Source organism: Chryseobacterium sp. BGARF1 (assembly GCF_001677955.1).
Classification (GTDB): Bacteria; Bacteroidota; Bacteroidia; order Flavobacteriales; family Weeksellaceae; genus Chryseobacterium.
Window position 1 is genome coordinate 31,367 of record NZ_LELA01000030.1, and the last position, 22,715, is coordinate 54,081.

At 32.1% G+C, this 22,715-nt stretch carries 27 protein-coding genes; 10 read left to right on the forward strand and 17 right to left on the reverse strand.

Going from position 1 to position 22,715, the window contains the following annotated elements:
• Window positions 1-5 precede the first annotated feature (5 nt).
• The 3 genes from AB671_RS04795 to AB671_RS04805 are packed head-to-tail and all read left to right on the forward strand — an operon-like array spanning window position 6 to window position 1,921.
• Window positions 6-803 carry a DUF4097 family beta strand repeat-containing protein gene (locus tag AB671_RS04795; protein WP_157444125.1) on the forward strand — a complete coding sequence of 266 codons (798 nt, stop codon included), beginning with the start codon at window positions 6-8 and terminating at the stop codon, window positions 801-803.
• The gene (locus AB671_RS04800; RefSeq protein ID WP_066678105.1) at window positions 800-1,522 is read left to right on the forward strand and encodes a hypothetical protein; all 723 of its coding nucleotides are present in this window, start codon (window positions 800-802) and stop codon (window positions 1,520-1,522) included. The genes AB671_RS04795 and AB671_RS04800 overlap by 4 nt, the downstream gene beginning before the upstream one ends.
• A gap of 15 nt (window positions 1,523-1,537) precedes the next feature.
• On the forward strand, window positions 1,538-1,921 hold the full coding sequence (locus AB671_RS04805; RefSeq protein WP_066678103.1) for a ribonuclease inhibitor: 384 nt from the start codon (window positions 1,538-1,540) through the stop codon (window positions 1,919-1,921).
• A 72-nt stretch (window positions 1,922-1,993) separates the two neighbouring features.
• On the opposite strand, the gene AB671_RS04810 is transcribed toward AB671_RS04805, so the two are convergent.
• On the reverse strand, window positions 1,994-2,350 hold the full coding sequence (locus tag AB671_RS04810) for a diacylglycerol kinase family protein (protein ID WP_066678102.1): 357 nt from the start codon (window positions 2,348-2,350) through the stop codon (window positions 1,994-1,996).
• 74 nt (window positions 2,351-2,424) lie between these two features.
• On the opposite strand from AB671_RS04810, the gene AB671_RS04815 reads away from it, so the two are divergent.
• Window positions 2,425-3,039 (forward strand): hypothetical protein, encoded by a 615-nt coding sequence (locus AB671_RS04815; protein WP_157444126.1) that lies wholly within the window; start codon window positions 2,425-2,427, stop codon window positions 3,037-3,039.
• 84 nt (window positions 3,040-3,123) lie between these two features.
• Window positions 3,124-4,254 carry a DNA polymerase III subunit beta gene (dnaN, locus tag AB671_RS04820; RefSeq protein ID WP_066678098.1) on the forward strand — a complete coding sequence of 377 codons (1,131 nt, stop codon included), beginning with the start codon at window positions 3,124-3,126 and terminating at the stop codon, window positions 4,252-4,254.
• A gap of 108 nt (window positions 4,255-4,362) precedes the next feature.
• On the opposite strand, the gene AB671_RS04825 is transcribed toward dnaN, so the two are convergent.
• The 4 genes from AB671_RS04825 to AB671_RS04840 form a co-directional block, all read right to left on the reverse strand.
• On the reverse strand, window positions 4,363-4,824 hold the full coding sequence (locus AB671_RS04825; RefSeq protein WP_066678097.1) for a hypothetical protein: 462 nt from the start codon (window positions 4,822-4,824) through the stop codon (window positions 4,363-4,365).
• 378 nt (window positions 4,825-5,202) lie between these two features.
• Window positions 5,203-6,642, reverse strand: coding sequence for a hypothetical protein (locus AB671_RS04830; RefSeq protein WP_066678095.1), 1,440 nt, complete (start codon window positions 6,640-6,642; stop codon window positions 5,203-5,205).
• Window positions 6,643-6,771: 129 nt separating this feature from the next.
• Window positions 6,772-7,566 carry a GLPGLI family protein gene (locus AB671_RS04835; protein WP_066678092.1) on the reverse strand — a complete coding sequence of 265 codons (795 nt, stop codon included), beginning with the start codon at window positions 7,564-7,566 and terminating at the stop codon, window positions 6,772-6,774.
• Between the two features lie 226 nt (window positions 7,567-7,792).
• Window positions 7,793-8,176, reverse strand: coding sequence for an outer membrane protein assembly factor BamE (locus AB671_RS04840; protein WP_066678090.1), 384 nt, complete (start codon window positions 8,174-8,176; stop codon window positions 7,793-7,795).
• 45 nt (window positions 8,177-8,221) lie between these two features.
• Here AB671_RS04840 and AB671_RS04845 point away from each other — a divergent pair, with 45 nt between their 5' ends.
• The gene (locus tag AB671_RS04845) at window positions 8,222-8,437 is read left to right on the forward strand and encodes a hypothetical protein (RefSeq protein WP_066677324.1); all 216 of its coding nucleotides are present in this window, start codon (window positions 8,222-8,224) and stop codon (window positions 8,435-8,437) included.
• A 160-nt stretch (window positions 8,438-8,597) separates the two neighbouring features.
• Here the strand turns inward: AB671_RS04845 and AB671_RS04850 are convergent, their stop codons facing one another.
• From AB671_RS04850 to AB671_RS04870, 5 genes are all read right to left on the reverse strand, one after another.
• On the reverse strand, window positions 8,598-9,134 hold the full coding sequence (locus AB671_RS04850; protein ID WP_066677326.1) for an STM3941 family protein: 537 nt from the start codon (window positions 9,132-9,134) through the stop codon (window positions 8,598-8,600).
• A gap of 168 nt (window positions 9,135-9,302) precedes the next feature.
• Entirely contained in the window at window positions 9,303-10,022 is a 720-nt protein-coding gene (locus AB671_RS04855) for an AAA family ATPase (protein ID WP_066677327.1), read from the reverse strand.
• A 184-nt stretch (window positions 10,023-10,206) separates the two neighbouring features.
• A complete protein-coding gene (locus AB671_RS04860) occupies window positions 10,207-10,710 on the reverse strand; it encodes a MepB family protein (protein ID WP_066677328.1) in 504 nt (167 codons plus the stop codon).
• A 534-nt stretch (window positions 10,711-11,244) separates the two neighbouring features.
• Window positions 11,245-12,225 (reverse strand): hypothetical protein, encoded by a 981-nt coding sequence (locus tag AB671_RS04865; protein ID WP_066677329.1) that lies wholly within the window; start codon window positions 12,223-12,225, stop codon window positions 11,245-11,247.
• A 6-nt stretch (window positions 12,226-12,231) separates the two neighbouring features.
• Window positions 12,232-12,660, reverse strand: coding sequence for a hypothetical protein (locus AB671_RS04870; RefSeq protein ID WP_066677331.1), 429 nt, complete (start codon window positions 12,658-12,660; stop codon window positions 12,232-12,234).
• 199 nt (window positions 12,661-12,859) lie between these two features.
• Here AB671_RS04870 and AB671_RS04875 point away from each other — a divergent pair, with 199 nt between their 5' ends.
• Both AB671_RS04875 and AB671_RS04880 read left to right on the forward strand, forming a co-directional pair.
• Window positions 12,860-13,936, forward strand: coding sequence for a sensor histidine kinase (locus AB671_RS04875; RefSeq protein WP_066677371.1), 1,077 nt, complete (start codon window positions 12,860-12,862; stop codon window positions 13,934-13,936).
• Entirely contained in the window at window positions 13,933-14,658 is a 726-nt protein-coding gene (locus AB671_RS04880; protein ID WP_066677333.1) for a LytR/AlgR family response regulator transcription factor, read from the forward strand. The genes AB671_RS04875 and AB671_RS04880 overlap by 4 nt, the downstream gene beginning before the upstream one ends.
• A gap of 31 nt (window positions 14,659-14,689) precedes the next feature.
• Here AB671_RS04880 and AB671_RS04885 read toward each other — a convergent pair whose 3' ends face one another.
• Window positions 14,690-15,316 (reverse strand): class I SAM-dependent methyltransferase, encoded by a 627-nt coding sequence (locus AB671_RS04885; protein WP_066677335.1) that lies wholly within the window; start codon window positions 15,314-15,316, stop codon window positions 14,690-14,692.
• Window positions 15,317-15,375: 59 nt separating this feature from the next.
• Complete coding sequence (locus tag AB671_RS04890; RefSeq protein ID WP_066677336.1) at window positions 15,376-16,107, reverse strand: endonuclease; 732 nt, start codon at window positions 16,105-16,107, stop codon at window positions 15,376-15,378.
• 71 nt (window positions 16,108-16,178) lie between these two features.
• Between AB671_RS04890 and dgt the strand changes: the two genes are divergently transcribed.
• Complete coding sequence (gene dgt, locus AB671_RS04895; protein WP_066677373.1) at window positions 16,179-17,534, forward strand: dGTP triphosphohydrolase; 1,356 nt, start codon at window positions 16,179-16,181, stop codon at window positions 17,532-17,534.
• 13 nt (window positions 17,535-17,547) lie between these two features.
• Here the strand turns inward: dgt and AB671_RS04900 are convergent, their stop codons facing one another.
• Window positions 17,548-18,264 (reverse strand): hypothetical protein, encoded by a 717-nt coding sequence (locus tag AB671_RS04900; protein WP_157444127.1) that lies wholly within the window; start codon window positions 18,262-18,264, stop codon window positions 17,548-17,550.
• Window positions 18,265-18,346: 82 nt separating this feature from the next.
• On the opposite strand from AB671_RS04900, the gene AB671_RS04905 reads away from it, so the two are divergent.
• Window positions 18,347-19,294 (forward strand): SPFH domain-containing protein, encoded by a 948-nt coding sequence (locus tag AB671_RS04905; protein ID WP_157444128.1) that lies wholly within the window; start codon window positions 18,347-18,349, stop codon window positions 19,292-19,294.
• A 46-nt stretch (window positions 19,295-19,340) separates the two neighbouring features.
• On the opposite strand, the gene AB671_RS04910 is transcribed toward AB671_RS04905, so the two are convergent.
• The 4 genes from AB671_RS04910 to AB671_RS04925 form a co-directional block, all read right to left on the reverse strand.
• Complete coding sequence (locus tag AB671_RS04910; RefSeq protein ID WP_066677338.1) at window positions 19,341-19,688, reverse strand: DUF4377 domain-containing protein; 348 nt, start codon at window positions 19,686-19,688, stop codon at window positions 19,341-19,343.
• A gap of 50 nt (window positions 19,689-19,738) precedes the next feature.
• Window positions 19,739-20,059, reverse strand: a complete 321-nt coding sequence (locus AB671_RS04915; RefSeq protein ID WP_066677340.1) for a DUF962 domain-containing protein — start codon at window positions 20,057-20,059, stop codon at window positions 19,739-19,741.
• 247 nt (window positions 20,060-20,306) lie between these two features.
• On the reverse strand, window positions 20,307-20,828 hold the full coding sequence (locus AB671_RS04920; protein WP_157444129.1) for a hypothetical protein: 522 nt from the start codon (window positions 20,826-20,828) through the stop codon (window positions 20,307-20,309).
• Window positions 20,829-20,907: 79 nt separating this feature from the next.
• Window positions 20,908-22,578, reverse strand: coding sequence for an APC family permease (locus AB671_RS04925; RefSeq protein WP_066677344.1), 1,671 nt, complete (start codon window positions 22,576-22,578; stop codon window positions 20,908-20,910).
• Between the last annotated feature and the right edge of the window lie 137 nt (window positions 22,579-22,715).

Sequence of the window (22,715 nt, forward strand, 5' to 3'; positions counted from 1 at the left end):
TACATATGAAAAAGATATATTTAATCTTATTTGCTTTGATGACACTTTCTGTGCATGCGCAAGATGATGCTGAGCAACCCAACGCTACACAAGAAAGTTCTAAAACGTATAAAATCAAAAAAAGTAAAGGCAAACTACTCCTTAATTTAGGTCAAGTAACGGTGGAAGGTTACAAGGGGAGCGAGATCATTTTTTCGGTGAAAGGCGAAGATGAGGATGAAGATAAACGTGCTGAAGGGCTGCAAATCGTTAATTCTTTAGGACTTGTAGATAATACAGGACTTGGAATTAATGTCAATGAAAAAGACGGTATATTGGAGGTTAATTCTTTGAAAAAAATGTCTTTTCCGGACGTGAAAATTTTAGTTCCTGAAAACGTTATTATTTCATTTAAACATCAGTCACAATATGGAGGAGATATAGTTTTCAAAAATATTCAGAATGAAATTGAAATTGCGACCACTTATAACAATATCAAACTGGAAAATATTACAGGTCCAGCTACTGTAAAATCTATTTATGGAAAAGTAGAAGCGGTTTTTAATCAAAATACAAAAGGACCTTTGTCGATTATTTCCGTGTATGGTCTTGCTGATGTTACGCTTCCTAAATCGGTAAAAGCTAACTTGAAAACAACAACTTCTTATGGGGAAATCTATATGTCTCCGGATTTTAAAATTGATGTTGAGAAGAAAGATGGCTTGGTACGTCATGGAGATGAATTGATTGGAAAAGTGAACGGCGGCGGTACCACTATTGAAGTTCGTTCCGATTACAGTAAAGTTTATTTAAGAGCGAAATGAGAACGGTACTAACTCTTGCAGTGAGTTTGGTTTTCGGTCTTGCTGCAGCACAAACAGCGATTAATAAAAGTTTTTCTACAGATAAAAATCAAAAAATATCGTTGAAGTTTGATTATCCCGAATTGATTAAGATTAGCACTTGGGATAAGCCTGAAGTTCAAATCTTGGGAACGGTAAATATTGATGAGAATGAAAGTAATGAAGCTTTCCAGATAAAAGAATCTAAAGAAGGGAATTCTCTGATTATTGAAGGTAAAATAGCTGAAATGAAAAATATTCCTCGTCGGATCAAGGTTGAAAAAGATAATAAAAAACTGATTTTTAAAACTCGTAAAGAATACCAAAGGTATTGTAAAGAAAACAAGGTAACTTTTAATTCGATGACCGATGGTGTTGATGTAGATATCAAATTAGAAATAAAAGTTCCGAGATCTTTAATGACTCAGATAGAATCTCAATATGGCTTGGTTGAAGTGAAAGATTTTGGCGGAACGATCAATGTGAATGCGATATATGGTGGAATTGATGCTACGGTTTTGGATAAAAATGTTGGAAAGCTTTCCGCGGAAACCCATTTTGGACAAATTTATTCAAATTTAGATACCAAATTCGCAGGAAAAGATTCGGATGATTTTCGTACTTTAGTTACGGCAACATTTGGAAACGGACCACAATATAATCTGGAATCCAAATACGGAAATATTTATCTAAGAAAATAATATTGGTAGTATTTAATGAAAAACGAAATTCATCATAACAAAATGACTGTCATCAATGGCGGTCATTTTTCAGATTTGGAAGGTTTTTACGAAGAAGTTTCTCAACTTTTCATGAAAGGTGAAGATTGGAAAGTCGGAACTCTGGATGGTTTTGATGATATTTTATATGGAGTTGAAACAGATATTACTTGGAAAGATTCTCAAAAGTCAAAAGAAGATTTAGGTTTTGATTTAACTAAAAAATTCTATGAAAATAAAATCAAACAAAGGAAACCTTTCAATGTGCAATTGATTCAACAAAAACTAGCTGAATTAATTGCCGGAAACGGACAGACTTTATTTGAAATTTTAATTGAAATCATAGAATCACATAAAAACATTACGCTGATTCTAGATTGATTTTTAAATATAAAATCTGTGAAAATCTGAGAAATCCGTGGGAATTAATAGCTTGATTGAAATAATTACAATTTAGCTGAAAATATATTTCCAATACACCAAAATCCCTACAATTACCGAAAGTATCGCCATCAAAGTAACAGCTCCTGCAGAAATATCTTTTATAAAACCAATTCTTTTGTCAAACTCAGGCTGAATGATATCACAAATTTTCTCGATTGCTGTATTAAAAATTTCAGCAACTAAAACTCCAAAACTAACAATAAGGATGAGAATTGTATCAAAAATTGAAAGTTTTAGATAAAAAATCAGAAAAATATTGATAAAAAAGGCGAAAATTTCCAGCTGAAAATTTCTTTCAGATTTAAGAATAAAGAAAATACCTCGAAAAGCATTCAGAAAACTTTTATGAATCGGAGGTTTGCGCATTTTTTCTTTTTTACAAATATAGAAAAAAGAGAAGAATTTTGATTTTTCTCTTATCTTTGAGAAATTTAATTTTAATGATGAAAAATGTATTTCTTTTATTAGGTTTAGTGATTTCTACAGGCCTTTTTTCACAGGATTATAAGAAAAAAATTGCTAAATCTTCTTGCGATTGCGTGAAGTCAATTAAGACCGAAGGAAAAAATAGTTCGGCAATAACTGCAGAGCTTGGAGTGTGTATGCTTAGAGCTACAATGCCATTTTCAAAAGAAATCAAAAAAGATTATAATATCGATCCTACAGCTGATATTGCAGATACTGAGAAAATGGAACAGCTGGGAATAAAAATGGGAATTCTCATGGCGGAAGAATGTCAGGAAGAGTTTTTAAAAATAGCTCAATATGCTAATGAGGAAGCGGGAGGAAAAGAGTCTTCAGAACTTTTAATAAACGGAACGGTCTCTAAAATTGAGAAAGAAAACTTTATTGTTTTCCATGTGGTAGGAGAAAATAAGATCCTGAATAAGCTTTATTGGATCTCATCTGTGGATTCCAATTTAGATCTGCCTAAAGAATATCAGACGTTGATGAACAAAAAAGTTAACATCAGCTATTTTACGATGGAGATTTTTGATCCGAAAATTAATGACTACAAAACCCTGAATATTATTTCGACACTGAAAACAGAATAATGATATTTGTTAATAACTCTCAGGATTATTCTTTTCTATCTGTTTTCTATTTATTATATTTGTAGAAACTTATTCTTTAAATCTATGAAATTTATTATTTCAAGTGGTGAACTGCAGAAGGCTTTGCAAACTGTAAGTGGCGTAATATCAAGCTCTCAATCGAGACCGATTTTAGAAAACTATCTTTTTGAACTCAACGAAAACATCGTTACCATTACTGCATCTGATGGCGAAACAACGCTTCTTACTTCTTTGGAGGTAAAGTCAGATGACTCTGGTAAATTTGCGGTCCCAGCTAAAATTTTTCAAGATTTTATTAAAACCTATGGCGAGCAGCCTCTTACCTTAGTGGTAAAAGACAATGCCGAAGGTACAGGTAGTTTGTTGGAAATCTTAGATGAAAAAGATAATTTTGCTGTGGCTTTAGATAACGCAGACGATTATCCTGAGATTCCGGAATTTGATGCTTCTCAAAGTGTCACAATGCCTGCAGGAGTTTTGTCTGAAGCTTTAACCAACACCCTTTTTGCAACAAGTAACGATTCTCTTCGTCCGGTAATGACAGGAGTTTTGTTCCAGTTTGGCGAAAACGAAACCAATTTTGTTTCTACAGATTCTCACAGATTGGTGGTGTACAAAAGAACAGATTTGATGAATGCCGAACCAATGGAATTCATCATGCCTAAAAAACCTTTGAATATTTTCAAAAATATTTTAGCAAGCTCAAACGAAGACATCAAAATCGACTTCAACGAGAATATGGCTAAATTTACTTTTGGTAAACATATCTGGATCTGTAGATTAATCGACGGGAAATATCCTAACTATACTGCGGTAATTCCAAAAGAGAATCCGAATGTTTTGACGATCAACAGAAACCTTTTATTGGGTGCGATTAAGAGAGCGTCAATTATGTCTAATAAATCAACCAATCAGGTGAGATTTAAATTATCTGCTAATATTCTTCACCTTCACGCAGAAGATACAGAATATGCGAACAAAGCAGATATGCAGATTCCTTGTGATTATAACGGTGAAGACATCAATATCGGTTTCAGTTCTAAATTCTTAACAGAAATGTTGGGTATTTTGGGAGCAGACGATATCACAATGAAAATGTCTCAGCCAAACAGACCGGGAATCATCGAGCCTCTTGATGGTCTTGAAGAAAACGAAAATATCTTAATGTTATCAATGCCGGTAATCGGATTGTAAGATTAAAAAAAAATATACGTAAAAAGGATTTCAAATTTTTGAAATCCTTTTTTTATTGATGTATTTCCAGTTTTTAATCAATTTTATTTCGTGAGTGAAAAAATGGTTTCATTTTCTTTGTTTAAGATAATTTAATAAGTCAATAATATGTTGCTGTGTATGACCGTGAAAAATTAACTGAAAATACCAAAGCCCATCATTCGGGCTATTGTTTTCTATTCTCCATTTTATTTGTAATAGATCAAGGATAATATCTGTTAAATCGTCTGTAGCATCACCCAATCCAAAGTTATCTTTATTTTCAAGATTTAAAATATCCAGAGCATTAGTATAAAAACCAAAGTCGGGGAAATTATGCTCAACATTCTTTCTTATGTCTGCATATTTGTATTCGTTATATTCTTTGTAGTCCGCATCGTCATACTCGTAGTTAATATCAAAATATAAACTATAAATATTTATTAAAGATCTTTCAAGTAATAGGTCCCTTTCATTCTTATTGATTGTTAAATTAGGCTCAAGCCCAAATTTTATGACTTGGTTTATTGCATAGATCAATTGTATTGTCATAATTTTTTTTGCATTAATTTTTGGAAAAGGCTGTAAGATGTTGAAAAGTAGTGAATTGTACTTGATTGCCTCTTCGAACTGCTTGGATGACTCTTCGAAGTACTTGATTGCTCCTTCGAAATGGTTGAATGGCTCTTCGAAATGCTTGATTACCTATTCGTAACGGTTTACTCTTCATTCTTAATACTTGAACCACCTAACGAATTGTTTGATTGTTTAAACTAAATAGTTGAAGCGTAATCCGAACAACTTGATGCGTGTATCGAAGTGTATTCTTGGAAATTTTTGGTTGTTGGGTTTTTCTTGTGTGAAGATTCGATTTCTAATTTTGCTTTTTGCACCGCTTTTGGAAAACCTTTGTTAGCAGCAGATGTTTTTTTATTGATTAAGTTTAATTACTCCAGCATAAGTGGCAATCCAAATTGAACCATCTTTGTCCTTTGTTATTCTCTCACAATGAACGCTTGGAACGTTTGAATTTTCATTTGTATAAGTTTCCCATTTCTTTGAGTTTGTATCGTAACATAGAACACCAACTCCGTTTAATGTTATCCATAATAAATTACTTTCTTCGTCTAAATAAAAATCATTGATTGCATTTTCACTAAACATTTTAGGATTTGGGTGACTTATTTTTGTCCATTTTCCTTGTAAATCTAACACATAAATTCCCGCTTCATCAGATTTGTCATTGTATAAATCAAACCAAAAAAATCCTTTTTTGTCTTCATAGATTTTTGAAATGTAGGCTTTCGATAAAGGTGAATTTTTATCGTTTAATAATTTTGTTACTCCGTTTTCAATAATAACGTTTCCTTCAAAAGTTCCAATCCAAATTCTATCTTTTTTATCAACATACACACCAAGAGTTTTATCAGTTGGCAAATTAGAATTTTGCTTATTGATTACTGACCAATTTTTTCCATCAAATTTTGCTACACCATCCCAAGATGTAAACCATACATTATTTGAATGGTCAACAAATATTTTTCGAGCCCAATTTATTGGAGAATTTATTGAGTCATATTTTGTCCAGTTTTTATTGTCATATCTGTAAACATCCCAGCCAGCAACAAACCATTTATTGTTGGTTTTATCAACTTCTAAATTTCGTACAGATTGTGTTTCACTTTTATTATAAGCAGGAGAAGAGATAGATGTATTTTTTGAATTAAAATGTTCCCATTTTCCATTATTTATTTTTACAATTCCATTGTCTGTTCCAATCCAAATATTATTGTCTAAATCGTTTGTAACTGCTCTTGTCATATCCCAAGGTAATTCTGAATTCTGTTGAGTAAATACAGACCAACTTTTTGAAAGTTTGTTTTTGTCTGTACCTTTTACCTCTGGGCTTCCGACAGATTTTGCATTTGACTGATTTTTAAAGTCAAAAACTCTGCGTTTTGCAGAAAAACTAGAATTTTCAAATTCAATAATTAAAGAAACAGAACTATTTGTTTTTTTATTTTTTGAAATAGCAGATTTCCAATTTGATGTAGAGTTTATAGCATTCTGTAAACCCAATTTTTTTGATGAAATATTTGTTTGATTTACTGAACTTAATAAACAAGATTTTCCATTTTCGTCAATTAGAATTTGTACTTCAATGATTCCTTTTATCTTGCTCAAACTCTTTTTGTCAAATTTATCTAATAATTCATTCATTAGATTTTTTGGAGGCTCGGCTTTTGTATCTCCGCAATCAAGACAAAAACTTGTTAAACTACAATCTTTATATTTTTCTGGATAAAGATTTTGTGAATAACTTAATGTTGTACTAAGAAGTGTAAATAATAAAAGTATAATTCTTTTCATTGTTCGGTTTTTCTAAAGTATCTGCTAACGTTTCTAGTCTTGACACCAACGCTAAACTCTTAACTGATGCTAAATTTATGGAAAAAAGTTTCAATACGCCTAGCATAAAAATTTTGTTAGCAGAAGTCTTTATTGGTAGTTTATTTTGCGATTTAACTCAATTGGATTATTGTCTTGCAAAATACTATTTTGCATTTCTTTACTCTTTATTGAAATATCCATTGTAACACCATTCGGACCGGTAAATGTAACTGTTTTTCCCATTCTCAGTTTTGAATTTACATCATATGGGTCATTAAAATATGATCTTGCAAGAGTTTCATATTTTTTCCAGTCAATTTTTACTGTTTTTGTTCGTGCGTCAAAAATATTCCCGCCTTTCTTGACTTCTATCAAATTAAATGAATAGTCGTTGTTTGAATCTTGAATAGAAACGATCAATCCAGGTAAACCGTTAAAAATATAGGGGCCATCTGCAAAAGGTAATTCTGTAGTAAACCAGGCAATCCAGTTTCTTCCTCCATAATTGGTTTCTGCTTTTTGAGATTTATATTTTCCAATGAGTTTTTGTTCCGAAGTAATATTCCAATTTAATATTTCATCAATTGGAAGAAGATAATCTGTTCCCAAATAGGTTATTACTTTTTCAATTCTTTTTTGAGCAAGATTCTTTTTGACATAGAATTGGTTTTCAACACCCATATTATACCTTCCGTTTCCATTATTCAACTTTATTGAATCTGTTTTTTTGTCTTGTGATTCTCTAAAAATTGAACTATTATTTTTTAAATCCAAAATCATATAATCGGAATTAACATCATCTGGTTTTTCTGAATTCAGTTTGTATTTTGTTTCGTAAATAAAACTAAATTTTTGCGAGAAGCATAAGGTAGATATTCCAAGAAAAAATATAATAAATTTCATTTGTGGCGAGTGTTTGTTTAAATTTCTGATAACAAAAAAAGACTTTGTGAAGCTCGGACTTTCGAAAGACGTAAGTTCAAGAAAGACGAGACGTAGAAAAAACTTTTTTATTTTGCTAAGTTATTCAAATTCACCAATTAAAAAAATGCGGATTATTTTGACGAAATTTTCAATTTAAACTTAACCCCGCATTTTACCAATACAATGTTATTTGCAGGCAGAATTTTTAATCAAAAACCCAGTGTTTTTCTATTTTAGAAACTTTCTTCTTATTGTCAAACTGAATTGCTGAATAATACCAAGCCAAATCTCCCTCTCTTTTATTTTTCATTAATTTTCCATCATTTGTATAAACATATTCAATACTGTTATTAAGTGAGTCTATATTTTTATAAAGAGGTTTACCAAGAATTTTATCTACTTCATCTATTGTTTGTCCATTTTTTATATTATCAAATTTTTTAGGTGTATAACTTGCAGAAAATTCAGTATCAGCATAAGGAAAAAAGAAATTTTTTCCTTCAATCAAATTTGCGCTACCAAAAAAGAAATTTATTACTATTAAAGGGATTAATATAGTTATTGATAATATCTTAAATAAATTTTTCATTTTTAGTAGAATAAAGGTTGTAATGCAAAAAATACATACCCGCTGATGTATATTAAAGAACTTATTAAGAAAGAATATTTTAAACTTTTTATAAAATTTGCTTTAAAATTTCCATCTTTAAATATTGCAATAGTTACAGGAATAAACATTCCTGTGATTAAAATTGGAACTAAAAAAAGCAATATGTTATTGTCATTATGTGCATATATTGTAATGAAAAAAGCAATTAAAAACGATAATAATGAAAATGAAACTTTATAAAAATCTTTTGTAATCATATTTTTAGATTTGCTTGCAGATAGCTGTTCGGGGCTTTGCGATGGTCGGCAATCGAAGCTCAACTCTTCAATTTTGCACAAAAGTTCAATCGAAGAAATAGCCTTGAACTTTGCAGTTTCGCCCCACTATTGCAAAACCCTTGTTAGCGGTTCGGCTTTCTTTCTCGTTGTTCGTCAAGTCCGTCATTTATTAGTTTCTCCAAGTCGTTAAAGTTATATTTTAAAGTATTGGAAGTAATTGATAATGGCGTTCCATACATTCTATTGTTTCCTTCCATTAGTTTCCTTTTATAGCCTTTTACTTTGTCAATATAAAAATCAGGATTTGAAGTGTAAATCAACAAAAATTTTGTCGAGGCAACCTGTTCTGTTTTTATTGCTGTAATGTCACCCCACTTTATGAGTCCAACGCTTGAAGCATTTGTATTGTCAAAAATTCCGTTTTCGTCAATTGTCAACCCAGTTGTTTTGTCAAACATTTTCTTTATTCCGTAAATACCAGTCGCACCAAAGAATAGAATACTGGCAACACCAATACCTTTTAAGATTGACGGGTTAAACCTTGTTTGTTGGTCTGCCATTGTCGTAATGAAGTAAAGTCCTAATGTTACAAACAGAATTGAACCACCAATACCGAGAAGTAGTTTTGTCTTACTCAAAGGAATTTCAACTTTATCCATATTTAATTGTCTTGCGTTACTGTTTATTCCTGTGTCGTCTTTTAAGCTGACCGCTAACGTTTGGCTTCACGCATTACGTCAATCCAAACTAATTACGCTAAAGTAAATAATTATCTAATTCAAAACAATTTTAAATCAACATTAAAAGAAAAATCTTTATCTCAATATTTATAGAAGTATTGAATTTTTGGCTTCCAACTTTTCAATCAAATTCCCTTTCACCACTGTAAAAGTATAATCCTTCGCTTCTGCAAACGAGATTTCATATTTTCTTTTAATATTTTTCAATTCTTCTGGAAATTGGGATAAAAGATGGTCGTAATATTCATCAAGAAAATCTTTTGAAGGTATTTTGTAATTAATCTTTAATTGAAAACGTCTGATGATGGCGGTATCAATAATTTCTGCGTGATTGGTAGCACACAATAGAAGTGCATTTTCGGGATAATAATCAATCAGCTGAATTAAAGTATTAACGAGTCTTCGCATTTCACCAACATCTTTATCATCACTTCCGCGGGCTTTTCCAATCTGGTCGAGTTCATCCAGAAAAAGAACCGATCTTTCTCTTGCAGCCTTGTCGAAGATCATTTTGATGTTTTGAGAAGTTTCCCCGATCCTAGATGAAACAATGTTGCTCAAATTTAAGATGATAATACTTTTTCCTAATGCGTTGGCAATCGCTTTTGCGGTCATCGTTTTTCCGCAACCGGAACTTCCTTCCAGAAGTATTTTATTATTGAGGGGAAGTCCATATTCCTGAAGTTCTTTGATATAAGTATGTTCTTTGATGAGCTGTACAAATTGTTGCTTATTTTGAGGTTCAAGATAAACTTCATCCAGCGTTACAGCTTCTTTATCCTGAATAATGAGATTGTACAGATTCATATTTCTTGAACATTTATATTAATCTGCAAAGATAATTGATTTAAAATTTTGAAGCCTATTTAAATGAGTCTGAAAAACAATTTCTTCTTTTTATTTTTCAAATTCTTGCAAATTAAATTCGTTTATTTTAAAGCATTTTAAATCTGCTCGATCAGAAAGATCTGCGAGAGAAAAAATGTAATTTTTACTGAGCTGTAGATTTCAAAATAGCTTCAAACTTCTCAACATAATTTTCATCAGCAAAGTTGATAAAAAATTGAGCTTGCCAGTTTTGAGTTTTCGTTGCCTGTTTATTTTGTGGAATATCCCAGTTCGGATAGACTCTGAAACCTCGTTTTCCGTCTTTTAAATTTGTACTGAGAATTTGATTTTTAATTAAAACTTCTTTCGTGAAAAGGAAAAGCCCGAAATTTTCAGATGTTTCATTTAGAATTAAATAAAAATCGGAAGTGTCTTCAGAAGTAAAAGGTTCTGTTTCTTTAGAAATAGGATTTCTTTTCCATAAAGTGACGAACTGACCAACTTTTGTCGGGGTTACTTTGGCTTTTCTGAATTTAATTTGAAAGGAGTTGAGCTGAAAGTTGCATCCAAAATATTCTTTGGATTCCTGCTCTTGATATAGATTGGAAATGACTAAGCCGAGATTTGAAAAAAGTAATGTTTGAAGTTTCTCGAGTAGGGTAGTCATTGCTTTATGTTTTCGGCTCTTTTACTCCGGTTGAGTAAAAGAGCGGCAGTTTAGAACTGCAAACATAAAAAAAAATATTAATTGAAATTTGTTAAATAAAAGAACGTGTTTATTAAAAACTAGTTTCTTTCTTTTCTAGCTGTTACAAAATAAGAAGTAACAATAACTGCACATGTAGCGATACCAATATAAGCGATCATAATTTTTGAATTTTTAAATTATTAATTATTTATTGCGAATTTTATAATTGCAATATTACAACTTTCAAATGACGTGCCAAATTGAATTGTTATGATGTATATCAGTGTTTTATGAGTGTGAGGATGTGTTTTTAGGTGAATTTAGTATTAATGGATTGATTGCTTTAGGTGTAAAATGTTTTTGTTTTTAATTATTTAATTCATAAAAAATTAAGAATCTGTTAATGTTTTTGTATTTGTTGTTTTCAGGTTGACAATATCAAGGAAATAGAATGTAAAGCATATTAAATGTTAGAAACATTAAAAACTGACATTTTTGCATTCAATTTTTATGTCATTTTGTTCTTGGTTTTCCAAAAGGGTTGTAAGAAAGTCCTACATTGAAATAAAAAGATGGTTTTGCATTGGATTCAAAAATATAATCTTTCTGAGATTCTTTCTTTTCAAAAATCCTTGAATTTGGTGTTGCTCTGAGTCCTGTTTTTAATGTTCCGATAAAATTTCCACCTAAATGATGTTCATAAATTGCTCCGGAATTGATCTCCAATTGCCTGAATTCATATGTTTTTCCTGACGGATAAAGATAGAAAGAAGTAGTATCCATCTCAGTTCCAAATGAAATTCTTCCGTTTGAAAAAATATCTTTTCTCACCAAAACTTTCTTTGGTAAAATAATATCTGCAACCCAGCCATTATCAAATTTATGTTCATAAGTAAAAATCGGTAACGCAGGAATTGGCGTACTTGGGTCTATTAAAACAGCGATACCCAAGGTCATTTTAGTTTTTGCATTGGCTTTTAAAACCAAACTTCCGGTCATCATTCCTCTAATTCTTTCAAAATGCTGATTGCTTCCATCAACAGAAGCGGTGGCAGAATAAATAGCTATTTTATTAAAAAGTTTTGAAAAATAAGTAACATTAACAGCCTCAGAATGATAATGGAAATTACCTTTATTGGTATTTTCATCGGAGAAAATATTGATGTTGTTTTCTGAATTAACAGAAGTGAAGCGATAATTTAATGATCCACTCAACATCCATTTTCTGTTTTTAATAAAATAAACATTGGCATTCGCTTTTACCTGTTGAAAAGATTTGATCTTATTTTCTGGTAGATCGCTTCCATAAAGTTCAGGTGAAAATTGATAAGGCGTAACCTGGGTAAATTCGATATTTAAATCTCGGGCTTGAGGAAATTTATCGGTCACGAAAGCAACTACTTTATGCGGAATACTGTCTCTTTTTTGAGCTGAAACAATTGTTGCAACAGGAATAAGTGCAAAAGTGATGAAATTCTTTTTAAATAGGATCATAAAAATTTACTTGATGGCGTTGATGGTAGACTGAAAAAAATTGAACATAAATATTCTGTCATAAAAAGTTTCTATAGCATTTAGCTGAATAAAATCCATATACTTTTCAGCTTTTGAAGCATTTTCTTCCTCTACAAAAACAAACCATAATTCCTGGATCTGATGATGGCTTTTAAAAAGTTCAGATTCATAAATATCCAAAGCATGAGAATGCTTCATATCGTAAAATAAGACCCCTTTTTTTTCTCCATTTTCTTCGATGATGTTGATTGGATGATGGATGTAATCGATCACTTTCAGGCTTTCATTGTAAGATGCTATAAAGTGATGCAGATCGATCAATTGGATGACTTTTTCTTCCTGCTGAGAATCGGTCATAAAATAACACTCCTGTGTAATTTGCTCGGTGAGTTTCTGAAAAACGTTTAATTCCATGTCTTGAATAAATTTTACAAGACAAAGGAATAGAGAAAAGGCTTTGGGAATTGGTTTTTTATACCAACTGCCTTACAAATTCTACCAAATACCACGTTTTGAAATTTTGTATAATAAAGTGCAGGGTTTGTATAATAATATGCTGTTTGATGACGTTATTAGTTATTTTTGTTTACAATTAACAAGATCAGATATTTTAATGAATTGTAAGACTAAAGAATTAAACGATACGATGGTGATCGATTTTCTGGTGGAAGATCGTTACCGTTTGTTGAGGCACGTTGTTTCGGCGATTTGTTTCTTTATATTTCTGTACTTCGCAGATTTTTGGCATTGGTATAAGGAAGGATACCGATATTTTGTTTTGCTTTTCGTTTTTGTATCGTTGATTGGGATGGCATATATTAATATCTATGTTTTGGTGCCGCTTTTCTTCTTTAAAACCCGTTATGTAATTTACTTTTTATTGCTTTTCACCTTGGGAATTGTCGGTCTTAATTTAATCGGGAACTGTTTTGAGATCTTCTTTGCAGAATATAAAATTGAAGGTCTGGAGAATGATGCCCGAAGAGGTGGGCTTTATGAAGGAATTATGATCTGTATTCCTATTATTTTGGTGAGTACAACGGTGAAACTTATTCAGAAATGGACAAAAGATAACAAGAGAATTGTAGAACTGAGCAATCTGACTTTGAAAATGGAACTTAATGAATTGCGAAATCAGATCAACCCACATTTTTTATTTAATATGATGAATAATGTGAAAGCTTTGATAAGAACAGATCCTGAAAAAGCAACCGTTGTCATTATGAAGTTATCAGAATTTCTGCGTTACCAACTTTATGAAAACAACGAAGAAAAAACGTTACTCACTTCCGAAATTGATTTTTTGTCTAATTTTCTGAACCTTGAAAAAATAAGAAGAGAAGATTTCCAAATTTATATCGACAGCAAAACCGATAAAAGAACTTTAAACAGCACCTTCATTCCGCCTAATTTATTTACCACGTTTGTAGAAAATGCCGTCAAACACAGTGTAGATATCAGTGGAAAAGAATCTTATGTGAAAGTAAATATCGAAATTAAAGATAAAACTCTTCACTTTGAATGCCGAAATTCTCAAAATTCAGAGTTTCCAATTCCCGAAACTATTTATGGCGGACTTGGATTGGTGAATATCAAAAGAAGACTGGAGCTGCTTTACAAAAATACTTTTACGCTGGAGATCAATTCCACCAAAAACGAATATATTGTAAATCTAATAATTCCTGTATGAACTGTATTATTGTAGATGATGAGCCTTTGGCAAAAGCAGAAATGCAGTCGTTGATCCTTGAAGTTTCAAAGATCAATATTTTAGGAACATTTTCCAATGCTCCTGCAGCGTTAGAGTTTTTAAAAACCAATGTTGTCGATCTTATTTTTTTGGATATAGAAATGCCTTTGGTGACGGGTTTAGAATTTGCGAAAATGCTTCCCAAAGAATGTCTGGTAATTTTCACAACGGCATATTCTCAGTATGCTTTGAAAAGCTATGAGCTCGATGCCATCGACTATTTGTTAAAACCAATAGAAAAAACCCGCCTGGAAAAAGCAATTGGAAAAGCAATTCTTTATCATCAGTTACTTTCACAAGGAACGGTGAAAAATACGGTTGAATCGAATACCAAAGAGTTTCTGTTCATCAAAGCAGACAGAAGATTTTATAAGCTCAATTTTGATGAGATCAAATTTATCGAAGGTTTAAAAGATTATGTCGTTATCCATACAAAGACTCAAAAGCTGATCACGGCGATGAATCTTAAGACCATTCATCAAAAACTTCCGGCAGAAATTTTCTCCAGAGTAAGCAAATCTTTTGTGGTTAATTTAAATGTAATCGATTCTTTTGATAATCATAATATTTACATCGACGAATCTGAGATTCCTTTGGGTGAAGTCTACAGGTCTGCATTTTTCAATGCTTATTCGGGAGGCTCACTAAATTTGGAGGTCTAAATTTTCAAAAATAGAATGTTTCTAAAATGTTCTATTTTTTCTTTCCTAAAAATCGAATTACCGAGCCTGTACCATTGTGAAAAATCCCTTCATTAAGTTCTATTTCTGTTTCCACCAATTCAATAATATCATATTCCGGAAAATCAGATCTCATTTCATCAATTGAGAATAGAGATTCTATATCTTTCGGACCGCCAACTTTTTCGTCTTTTAAGACAAAATCTAAATGTTTTTTGCTGAAAGCTTCAAAAATAATATAACCTCCTTTACGCAAATATGTATCTAACATTTTATGGATTGAAGATTTAATATCCGCAGGAAAATGAGCGTAAATTAAAGCAATGACATCAAACTGTTCTTTCTGGAAGTTCAAATTTTGCAATTCGCCAACTTGATAATCAATTTCTACGTTGTTGTTTTCTGCCAGTTGTAATGCTTTATTTTTTCCTTCAGAACTGATGTCAAAAGCAGAAACATTCCATCCGAGTTGAGCGGCAAAAACAGCATTTCGACCTTCACCTTCTGCAGGAAAAAGAACAGAACCCGTTTCCAGTTTTTGCAGTTGTTCTTTTAAATAATTGTTGGGTTGTGTTCCATAAGCAAATTCATCATTGCTGTATCTTTCGTTCCATCGGTCAAGCCATTTATTGTCGGTCATTTCATGTAATTAAGGTTTTATAAATTTAGAATATTTTTTTGTTCTTAAAAACATGATTTTTAATACAGTTTCTGGTCGTTTTCGCAGAAGAAACTTGTGCGTTTTCCTTTTCCCGTATCTTGTTTAATAACCTCTTCACCACATTTTGGGCAGTTTTTCTGATGATAGATCTGAAAATGTTTACTCAAGACATTCGCTTTTTTCCATTTTTTGAAATCGAAACTGTAATTTCTTGCTTCTGAAATGATCTCCTTTAATTTTTTTGGAGGTAAATTTCCAATCAGACTTTCCGGATGAATTCCAATTCTGAATAAAGCTTCATTTTTAATGATGTTTCCAACTCCTGAAAAAATATCCTGGTTCATCAAGGCATCACAAATCATCATTTTAGGATCTTCTTTTAAAACTTTTTCAGTTTTTTCTGGATTCCATTTGCCGCTCATCACATCAGCTTCCCAATCGATTTTCTTAAGAAAACTTTCATCCACAATTTTTACCGAGCACGTATAAAAATACATTCCACCATCTTTGAAAGTGAGTCCTAATCGTAGCGTTTCGATATCTTTTCTTTTATACAAACTGTAAGAGCCAAACATCAATAAATGGATCTTGAAAATAATTGTATCAAAGATTAAATAAGTTTGTTTTCCAAAAGTTTTTATTTCACGCAGAATTTCTCCTTTTATTTCGGGAGCTTTAGGGATTTCGCTTCCATCAGCTTCAATTACCTTTTCACCTACAAATTTTTGCAGATTTTCTTTCATTAAAACAATTGTAGGACCTTCAGGCATGAGTTGGTTTTTAAAGAAAAACTCAAATATTATTCCTTTAAAAGTAAAAATTGAATTAATTTTGAAAAATGATGAATTTGAACCAAATTTTTACCAGTCAGCGTACCGGTAATAATCCAAATACTACAGCTTCAAGAACAGATTTTCAGAGAGATTTTGATCGAATTATCTTTTCTTCGGCTTTCAGAAGATTACAAAATAAAACGCAGGTTTTTCCACTTCCGGGAAGTGTTTTTGTACATAATAGACTTACACATTCTTTAGAGGTTTCTTCTGTTGGAAGGAGTTTAGGAAGCGTGATCGGCGAATTTATTGCTGAAAATTTTAAAAGTGACCTTACAGAAGATTCAAAGAATTTTTACAACCATAATTTAGGAAATGTAATTGCTGCAGCCTGTCTTTGTCATGATGTGGGGAACCCCGCTTTCGGACATTCGGGTGAAGATGCAATTGCCAGTTATTTTGATAAAAATGAAAATGATCTTAAATTTAAATTTTTAGAGAAAGAATGGGCTGATTTGGTTAATTTTGAAGGAAACGCCAATGCTATTCGTGTTTTGGCACATCAGCAACAGGGAAAAGATTTTGGAGGAGCTCAGTTGACTTTTACGACACTGGCAAGTATTGCAAAATATCCTTGTGAAGCGGTTGCCAAGAAAAAAGGAATTGTTCACAGAAAGAAATTTGGTTTTTTTCAAAATGAAAAAGAAACTTTTCTGGAAATAGCGAAAGGTGTTAATCTGATCCAGGAAAATGATGAACCTTATATCTTCAAAAGACATCCTTTTGTTTGGTTGGTAGAAGCTGCTGATGATATCTGCTACAATATTATTGACATGGAAGATGCTCATCGATTGGGGATTATTTCAAGCTCAGACTGCGAAAACCTTTTCTTAGATCTTATTGAATCTGAAAATCAAAATATTAAAAAAGTAAAAGATAAGTTGGTAGCAATTTCTAATGATAATGAAAGAGTTTCTTATCTAAGAGCTAAAGTTATCAATGCTCTGATCAATAAGTCGATTGAGAGTTTTAAAACGAATTTTACCACAATTTTGCAGGGAAATTTAGATAAAGGGTTGCTTGATATTTACAGGGACGGAAATAAAGCTTTACAAGAAATAGAAAAATATTCTATTGCAAAAATTTACAATCATAAGGCGGTTGTAGAGATAGAAAATGCAGGCTACAACGTAATGTATGAATTGCTGGATCATTTTATTCCATCAGTTTTAAAAGCAAAAGATGAGCGAAAATCTTACGACAAAATGGCGCTGAAACTTCTTCCTCAACAATTTATATATGAAGAGGGGAGCGATTACCAGAAAACTTTGGGGGTAATCGATTTTGTTTCTGGAATGACCGATAATTACGCAACTGACCTTTATCGAAAAATAAAAGGAATTGATATCGGGATGACGATGTAAAATTTAAAAATAATTAAAGAATGAATGGCGTAGTGAAAATTACGCTTTCATTTTTAGATTGGTCTGGCGTAGAATAAATAGCTTTAATCATCAATTGATTATCTTTGAATTCAAAGATTAAAGTGCTTATCTTTAAGCTGTTAATCTGCCAGTTTTTGAGATGGAATTCTTTTGAGAATTTTCCATCAATCGTAAAGGAAGCGTAGTTTTCTCTTTTTATAACGGTTTCAATTCTGTCAAAATAAAATTCGCCGTTGCATTCACTACTTTCACCCGTTGCATGGAGAAGTTGCAGCGGAATAAAAAGTGCAATTTTATCTGGCTTATTGAGTTGTAGATTCGATTTCATTTCCTCTGTTTTGCCATTTTCATCTTCTGGGAAGCTTTCTGTGTAAGTAAGTGGAATGTGAATTTCTTTATCACCCAACAATTTTAAAGTGAAACCGGGAACAAAAAAGTTTTCGTAAGTCTGTAAAAGCGGAACCAGATCTAATCCCGTGAAAGCACCATGACCACTTGGCGAAGTGCTGACTCCGTAATTGGAATAGAACGTTTTTTGAGATATTTTTGAGAGTTCGGCAACCAAATTTTTCTTAGCATAAATAAAATCATTGTAATCACTGTCTTTACTAGATAAATAAATGCCATTCAATCTTGGATAATACATGAGTTTATTTTGAGCTTTTATGCTACAAAGACCGAACAGCAGAATGATAAAAGTGATTTTCATGATGTTTTATTTAAGATTTAAATATATGTTATTTCAAATAAATAAATTATCTTTAAGAAATTCATAAATAAATAAAACAAATATGGTGTATGTAGGTATTTTGGTCTTTTTCGGACTTGTCACATTATTCGCTTCTTTCTTTACGGTAAAGCAGGAATCTGCGGCTGTTGTAGAAAGATTAGGAAAATTTTTGAAAGTGAGCCACGCCGGTTTACATTTGAAAATTCCGTTTCTTGATCAGATTTCAAAACGTCTGAACCTTAGAATTCAGCAATTGGATGTGATGATTGATACTAAAACTTTAGATAATGTTTTCATTAAAATGAAAGTTTCTGTACAGTATCAGGTCATCAGAGAAAATGTAAAAGACGCCTATTATCGTCTGGAAAATCCTGAAAATCAGATTACATCTTATGTTTTTGATGTGGTACGTGCAGAGGTTCCAAAAACGAAATTAGATGATGTTTTCGTAAGAAAAGATGATATTGCCAATGCGGTAAAAAATGAACTGCAGGAGGCGATGCAAAGTTATGGATATGACATTATTAAAGCTTTGGTAACCGATATCGATCCGGACGAACAGGTAAAACACGCTATGAACAGGATTAACGCTGCAGAACGTGAAAAAACCGCTGCTGAATACGAATCTGAAGCACAAAGAATTAGAATTGTTGCCGTGGCAAAAGCTGAAGCTGAATCTAAAAAATTGCAAGGGCAAGGTATCGCAGATCAAAGAAGAGAAATTGCAAAAGGATTGGAAGAATCTGTAAAAATGCTGAATGCAGCCAATATCAATGCGCAGGAAGCTTCTGCATTAATCGTTGTTACGCAGCATTATGATACATTGAGTTCTATTGGAGCAAACAACAGAAGTAATTTAGTGCTATTGCCTAATTCTCCAACAGCAGCAAGTTCTATGCTGAATGATTTGGTTGTTTCTATGGCGGCAACGCAAAAAATGGAAGAAACGAATAAAACACAGCCTCAAAATCCTCCAAAAAACAAAGGTTTTGAAGGATCGTCGTTTTAATCATCAAAATACAAATCCCTTTCAAAATTAATTGAAAGGGATTTTTTTATTTTTTGGTTTTAGAAACCTGCTTTATTAAAGTGTATTTTATTGAAGAAGCATCCATTGGTGGATTTTCGATTTTTTCTGTTTTCACTTTTAAAACATATTCATATCCCGGTTCGTAAGTGAAACCTTCAATGTTGGTATAGAAATTTTGCCAGCTATCAGATGCTTTTTCTTTTACCTGAAGACATTTCATAGGAGCAACTCCTGTGCAATCTGCTGTTTCAGGACCTACAATAAATGTTTTTTCATTTTCTGCTGTTGAGTTGGGCATCGGCTTACATTGTGATAAAACAAATAAAGACGATACTAGTAAAGTTCCTTTTAGGAAGAGTTTCGCATTTTTCATAACTTCATATAATTTGGGGGTTGGTTTACAAGTTTTGTGCCAAAGAAAATTCAGGATTGTTTTCCATTAAATTTCTGTTTTCCGATTAAAAGCTCAAAAAACAGCTTAAAATCAGACATTAAAGACCAAAGCGGATACCTGAAAGTTGCAGGTTTATTTCTTTCAATAAAAGCGTGACTGAGCCAAGCAAAACCATATCCAAATATCGGAATATACCATAAGAATCTTTCTTTACCAGTATATATTACAAAACCAATGACGAGAAAAACAGATAGAATTCCCAGAAAATGAAAAATCCTGGTTCCCAATTTCTTGTGTTCACCGAGGTAAAACTCATAGAACTCATCATATGTTTTGATTCTTTCAGACATGGCATTATAGTTTAAAGTTCCTAAAGAACCTTAGCAATAATTTCGCCAATTATTAGAGCTGTTTAAATTTCCACAAAAAATTTTTTAACATTAAGAAGTTAAGGTTTTCAGAGAATTGTGCTTAATAAACTTTCATCAAAATCAATTTATTGATTTCTTAAACTGTTCATTATGATGTTATTTCTTAATTTCTCAATGTTTAAAAAAGAATAAACAAAGTTTATTTAAGTTAAGAAAATTAAAAATGTCAATAGTTTAAAGTTCCAATCATAAAAGTTTTTGAAGCATTCAAAGCTTGTGATGTTTGTGTAAATTCTTTTACGACACCTTTATTTTTGATGTAATTAGAATGAATAAAATAGGTGTCTTTATTTTCCCTGGTAATAAATCCGGTATGAAAATCTAAGCCGACAATATACACCTGATTTTTATCTTTACTTAAAATATACTTATCTAAATCTTGTCTTTTGCTGAAATATTTAATGTCTTTGCAAAGCTTTTTTATCATCACTGACGAAGCTTGTTGCGCTAAATAAGTTCTGTTAATATCAAAACCAAAATCAGTCAGCGTATTGGTTACAAAATATCCGCAAGCAATTGTTCCTTTCTGTGGCTCCCTCGATGTTCCGTTAAATGACCATGGAGTAGAGGTCCAGTAATTTGAAACATCATAGTTGATAAATGTAAACAGATATTTTTTCTTATCTTCTTCAGACTTTTTGTTAATCGAAACTAAAAACTCTTTGTACGGAATTTTATTTGTCTCCAAATTTTCCGATTCAACTTTTGTTTTGTTGCAACCGATAAAGGCTAAAAATACGAAGAAGAAAAGATATTTCATGGATCAATTAGGCATTTCTCAGCTTACTGTTTTTATATCCGTAAAAGAAATAAATAACCAAACCTACAGCGAACCAAATTCCGAAATAAAACCAGTTTTCATGGCTCATTCCGGTAAGAAGATATAAGCAAGAACTTAAACCAATTAATGGAATTAAGGATAAATTTTTAATAAATGCTAAAACACAAAGCCCAAGATTAATTAAGATGAAAAAGAAAATAGAAGCTTTGAATTCTCCTTCTTTAGGATCACTCCATTCCATTAAATGATCAAAAAATTCCGGCTGGAAATAATGGAATCCTACCAATGAACCAATAAATATAACAGGGAAAATAATTTTTCCGTTAATATAAGGAAGGTGAAATCTACCTTTGATCTTTTCTTTTGCTGGAAGCATTAAAACTCCTGCACAAACCAATACAAAGGCGAAAATAGTTCCGATACTTGTAAAATCTAAGATAAAAGTTTTATCGGTGAAAATAATAGGAACCCCCACTACAATACCGGTAACAATCGTTGCAAATGAAGGCGTTTTGTATTTTGGATGTACATCCTGAAACTTTTTAGGCATCAATCCGTCACGGCTCATTGCGTACCAGATTCTAGGTTGTCCCATTTGGAAAACTAATAGAACAGTTGTAATTGCGACAATTGCCACGAAAGAAACCGTCAATTCCATCCATGCAACATTGGCATTCGTCTTTTCAAATATAAATGATAGTGGATCTCCGATGCCGTCAAACTTTCTGTAATCTACCATTCCCGTTAAGACTAAAGTAAGGGCAATATAAATTACGGTACAAAGAACCAAAGAAATGATCATTCCTTTAGGTAAGGTTTTTTGTGGGTCTTTTGTTTCTTCAGAAAGTACGCTCAATGCGTCAAATCCTATGTAAGCAAAGAAAACTCCTGAAACAGCACTCATTACTCCTGCAAAGCCATTCGGCATAAAAGAAGGTTGGCCAGTTTCGATACTTACGGGAGTCCAATTTTCAGTATTGATGTATGAAAAACCAACCAGAATAACCAAAACGATCACTGCTAATTTTAGAATAACCAAAGAGTTGTTGAAGTTCTTGCTTTCTTTCACTCCACGGTAGCACAACCACGTAATTAATCCGTTGATAACCAGCGCCGGAATATCGACGATGAATTTTAAACTTCCTAATAATGGTGCATTTACCCATGCGTTGATGAGTTCTTTATTTGTAGATCCGTTTGTAAAAGCTTTTTTAGCTTCTGTGTAACTGCAGGTAAGATAATCAGGAATATGCATCCCAAGACGCTCGATAAAGCTGGTGAAATAATCAGACCATGAAAAGGCAACATAAATATTTCCGAAAGAGTATTCCATAATCAAAGCCCAACCGATGACCCACGCAATTAATTCACCAAAACTTGCGTATGCATAAGTATAAGCAGAGCCTGCCGTAGGAATCCTACTTGCAAACTCAGCGTAACATAAAGCTGTGAAACCACAAGCAAAACCACAGATCAAATAGAGAAGAATAACACCGGGACCGCCTCTGAAAACGGCTTCACCCAAACTACTGAAGCTGCCCGCTCCAATAATGGCCGCAATACCAAAAAATACGATGTCCCAGGTTCCTAAAACCCTTAAAAGATTCGTTGATGTGTCTGTATCTGAGTATTGCTTTCTTCTGAAAAGTTGGTTCATTAAATGATAATTTATGTTGAAAAAAACAAATGTAATTATTTCTGAGAAATAATTAAGATTTTCTTAATCTTTCTTATATAAAAGTTAATAAATGCTAAAAAATAATTCACGGGCTAACAATGTGTAAAAAGACTTGT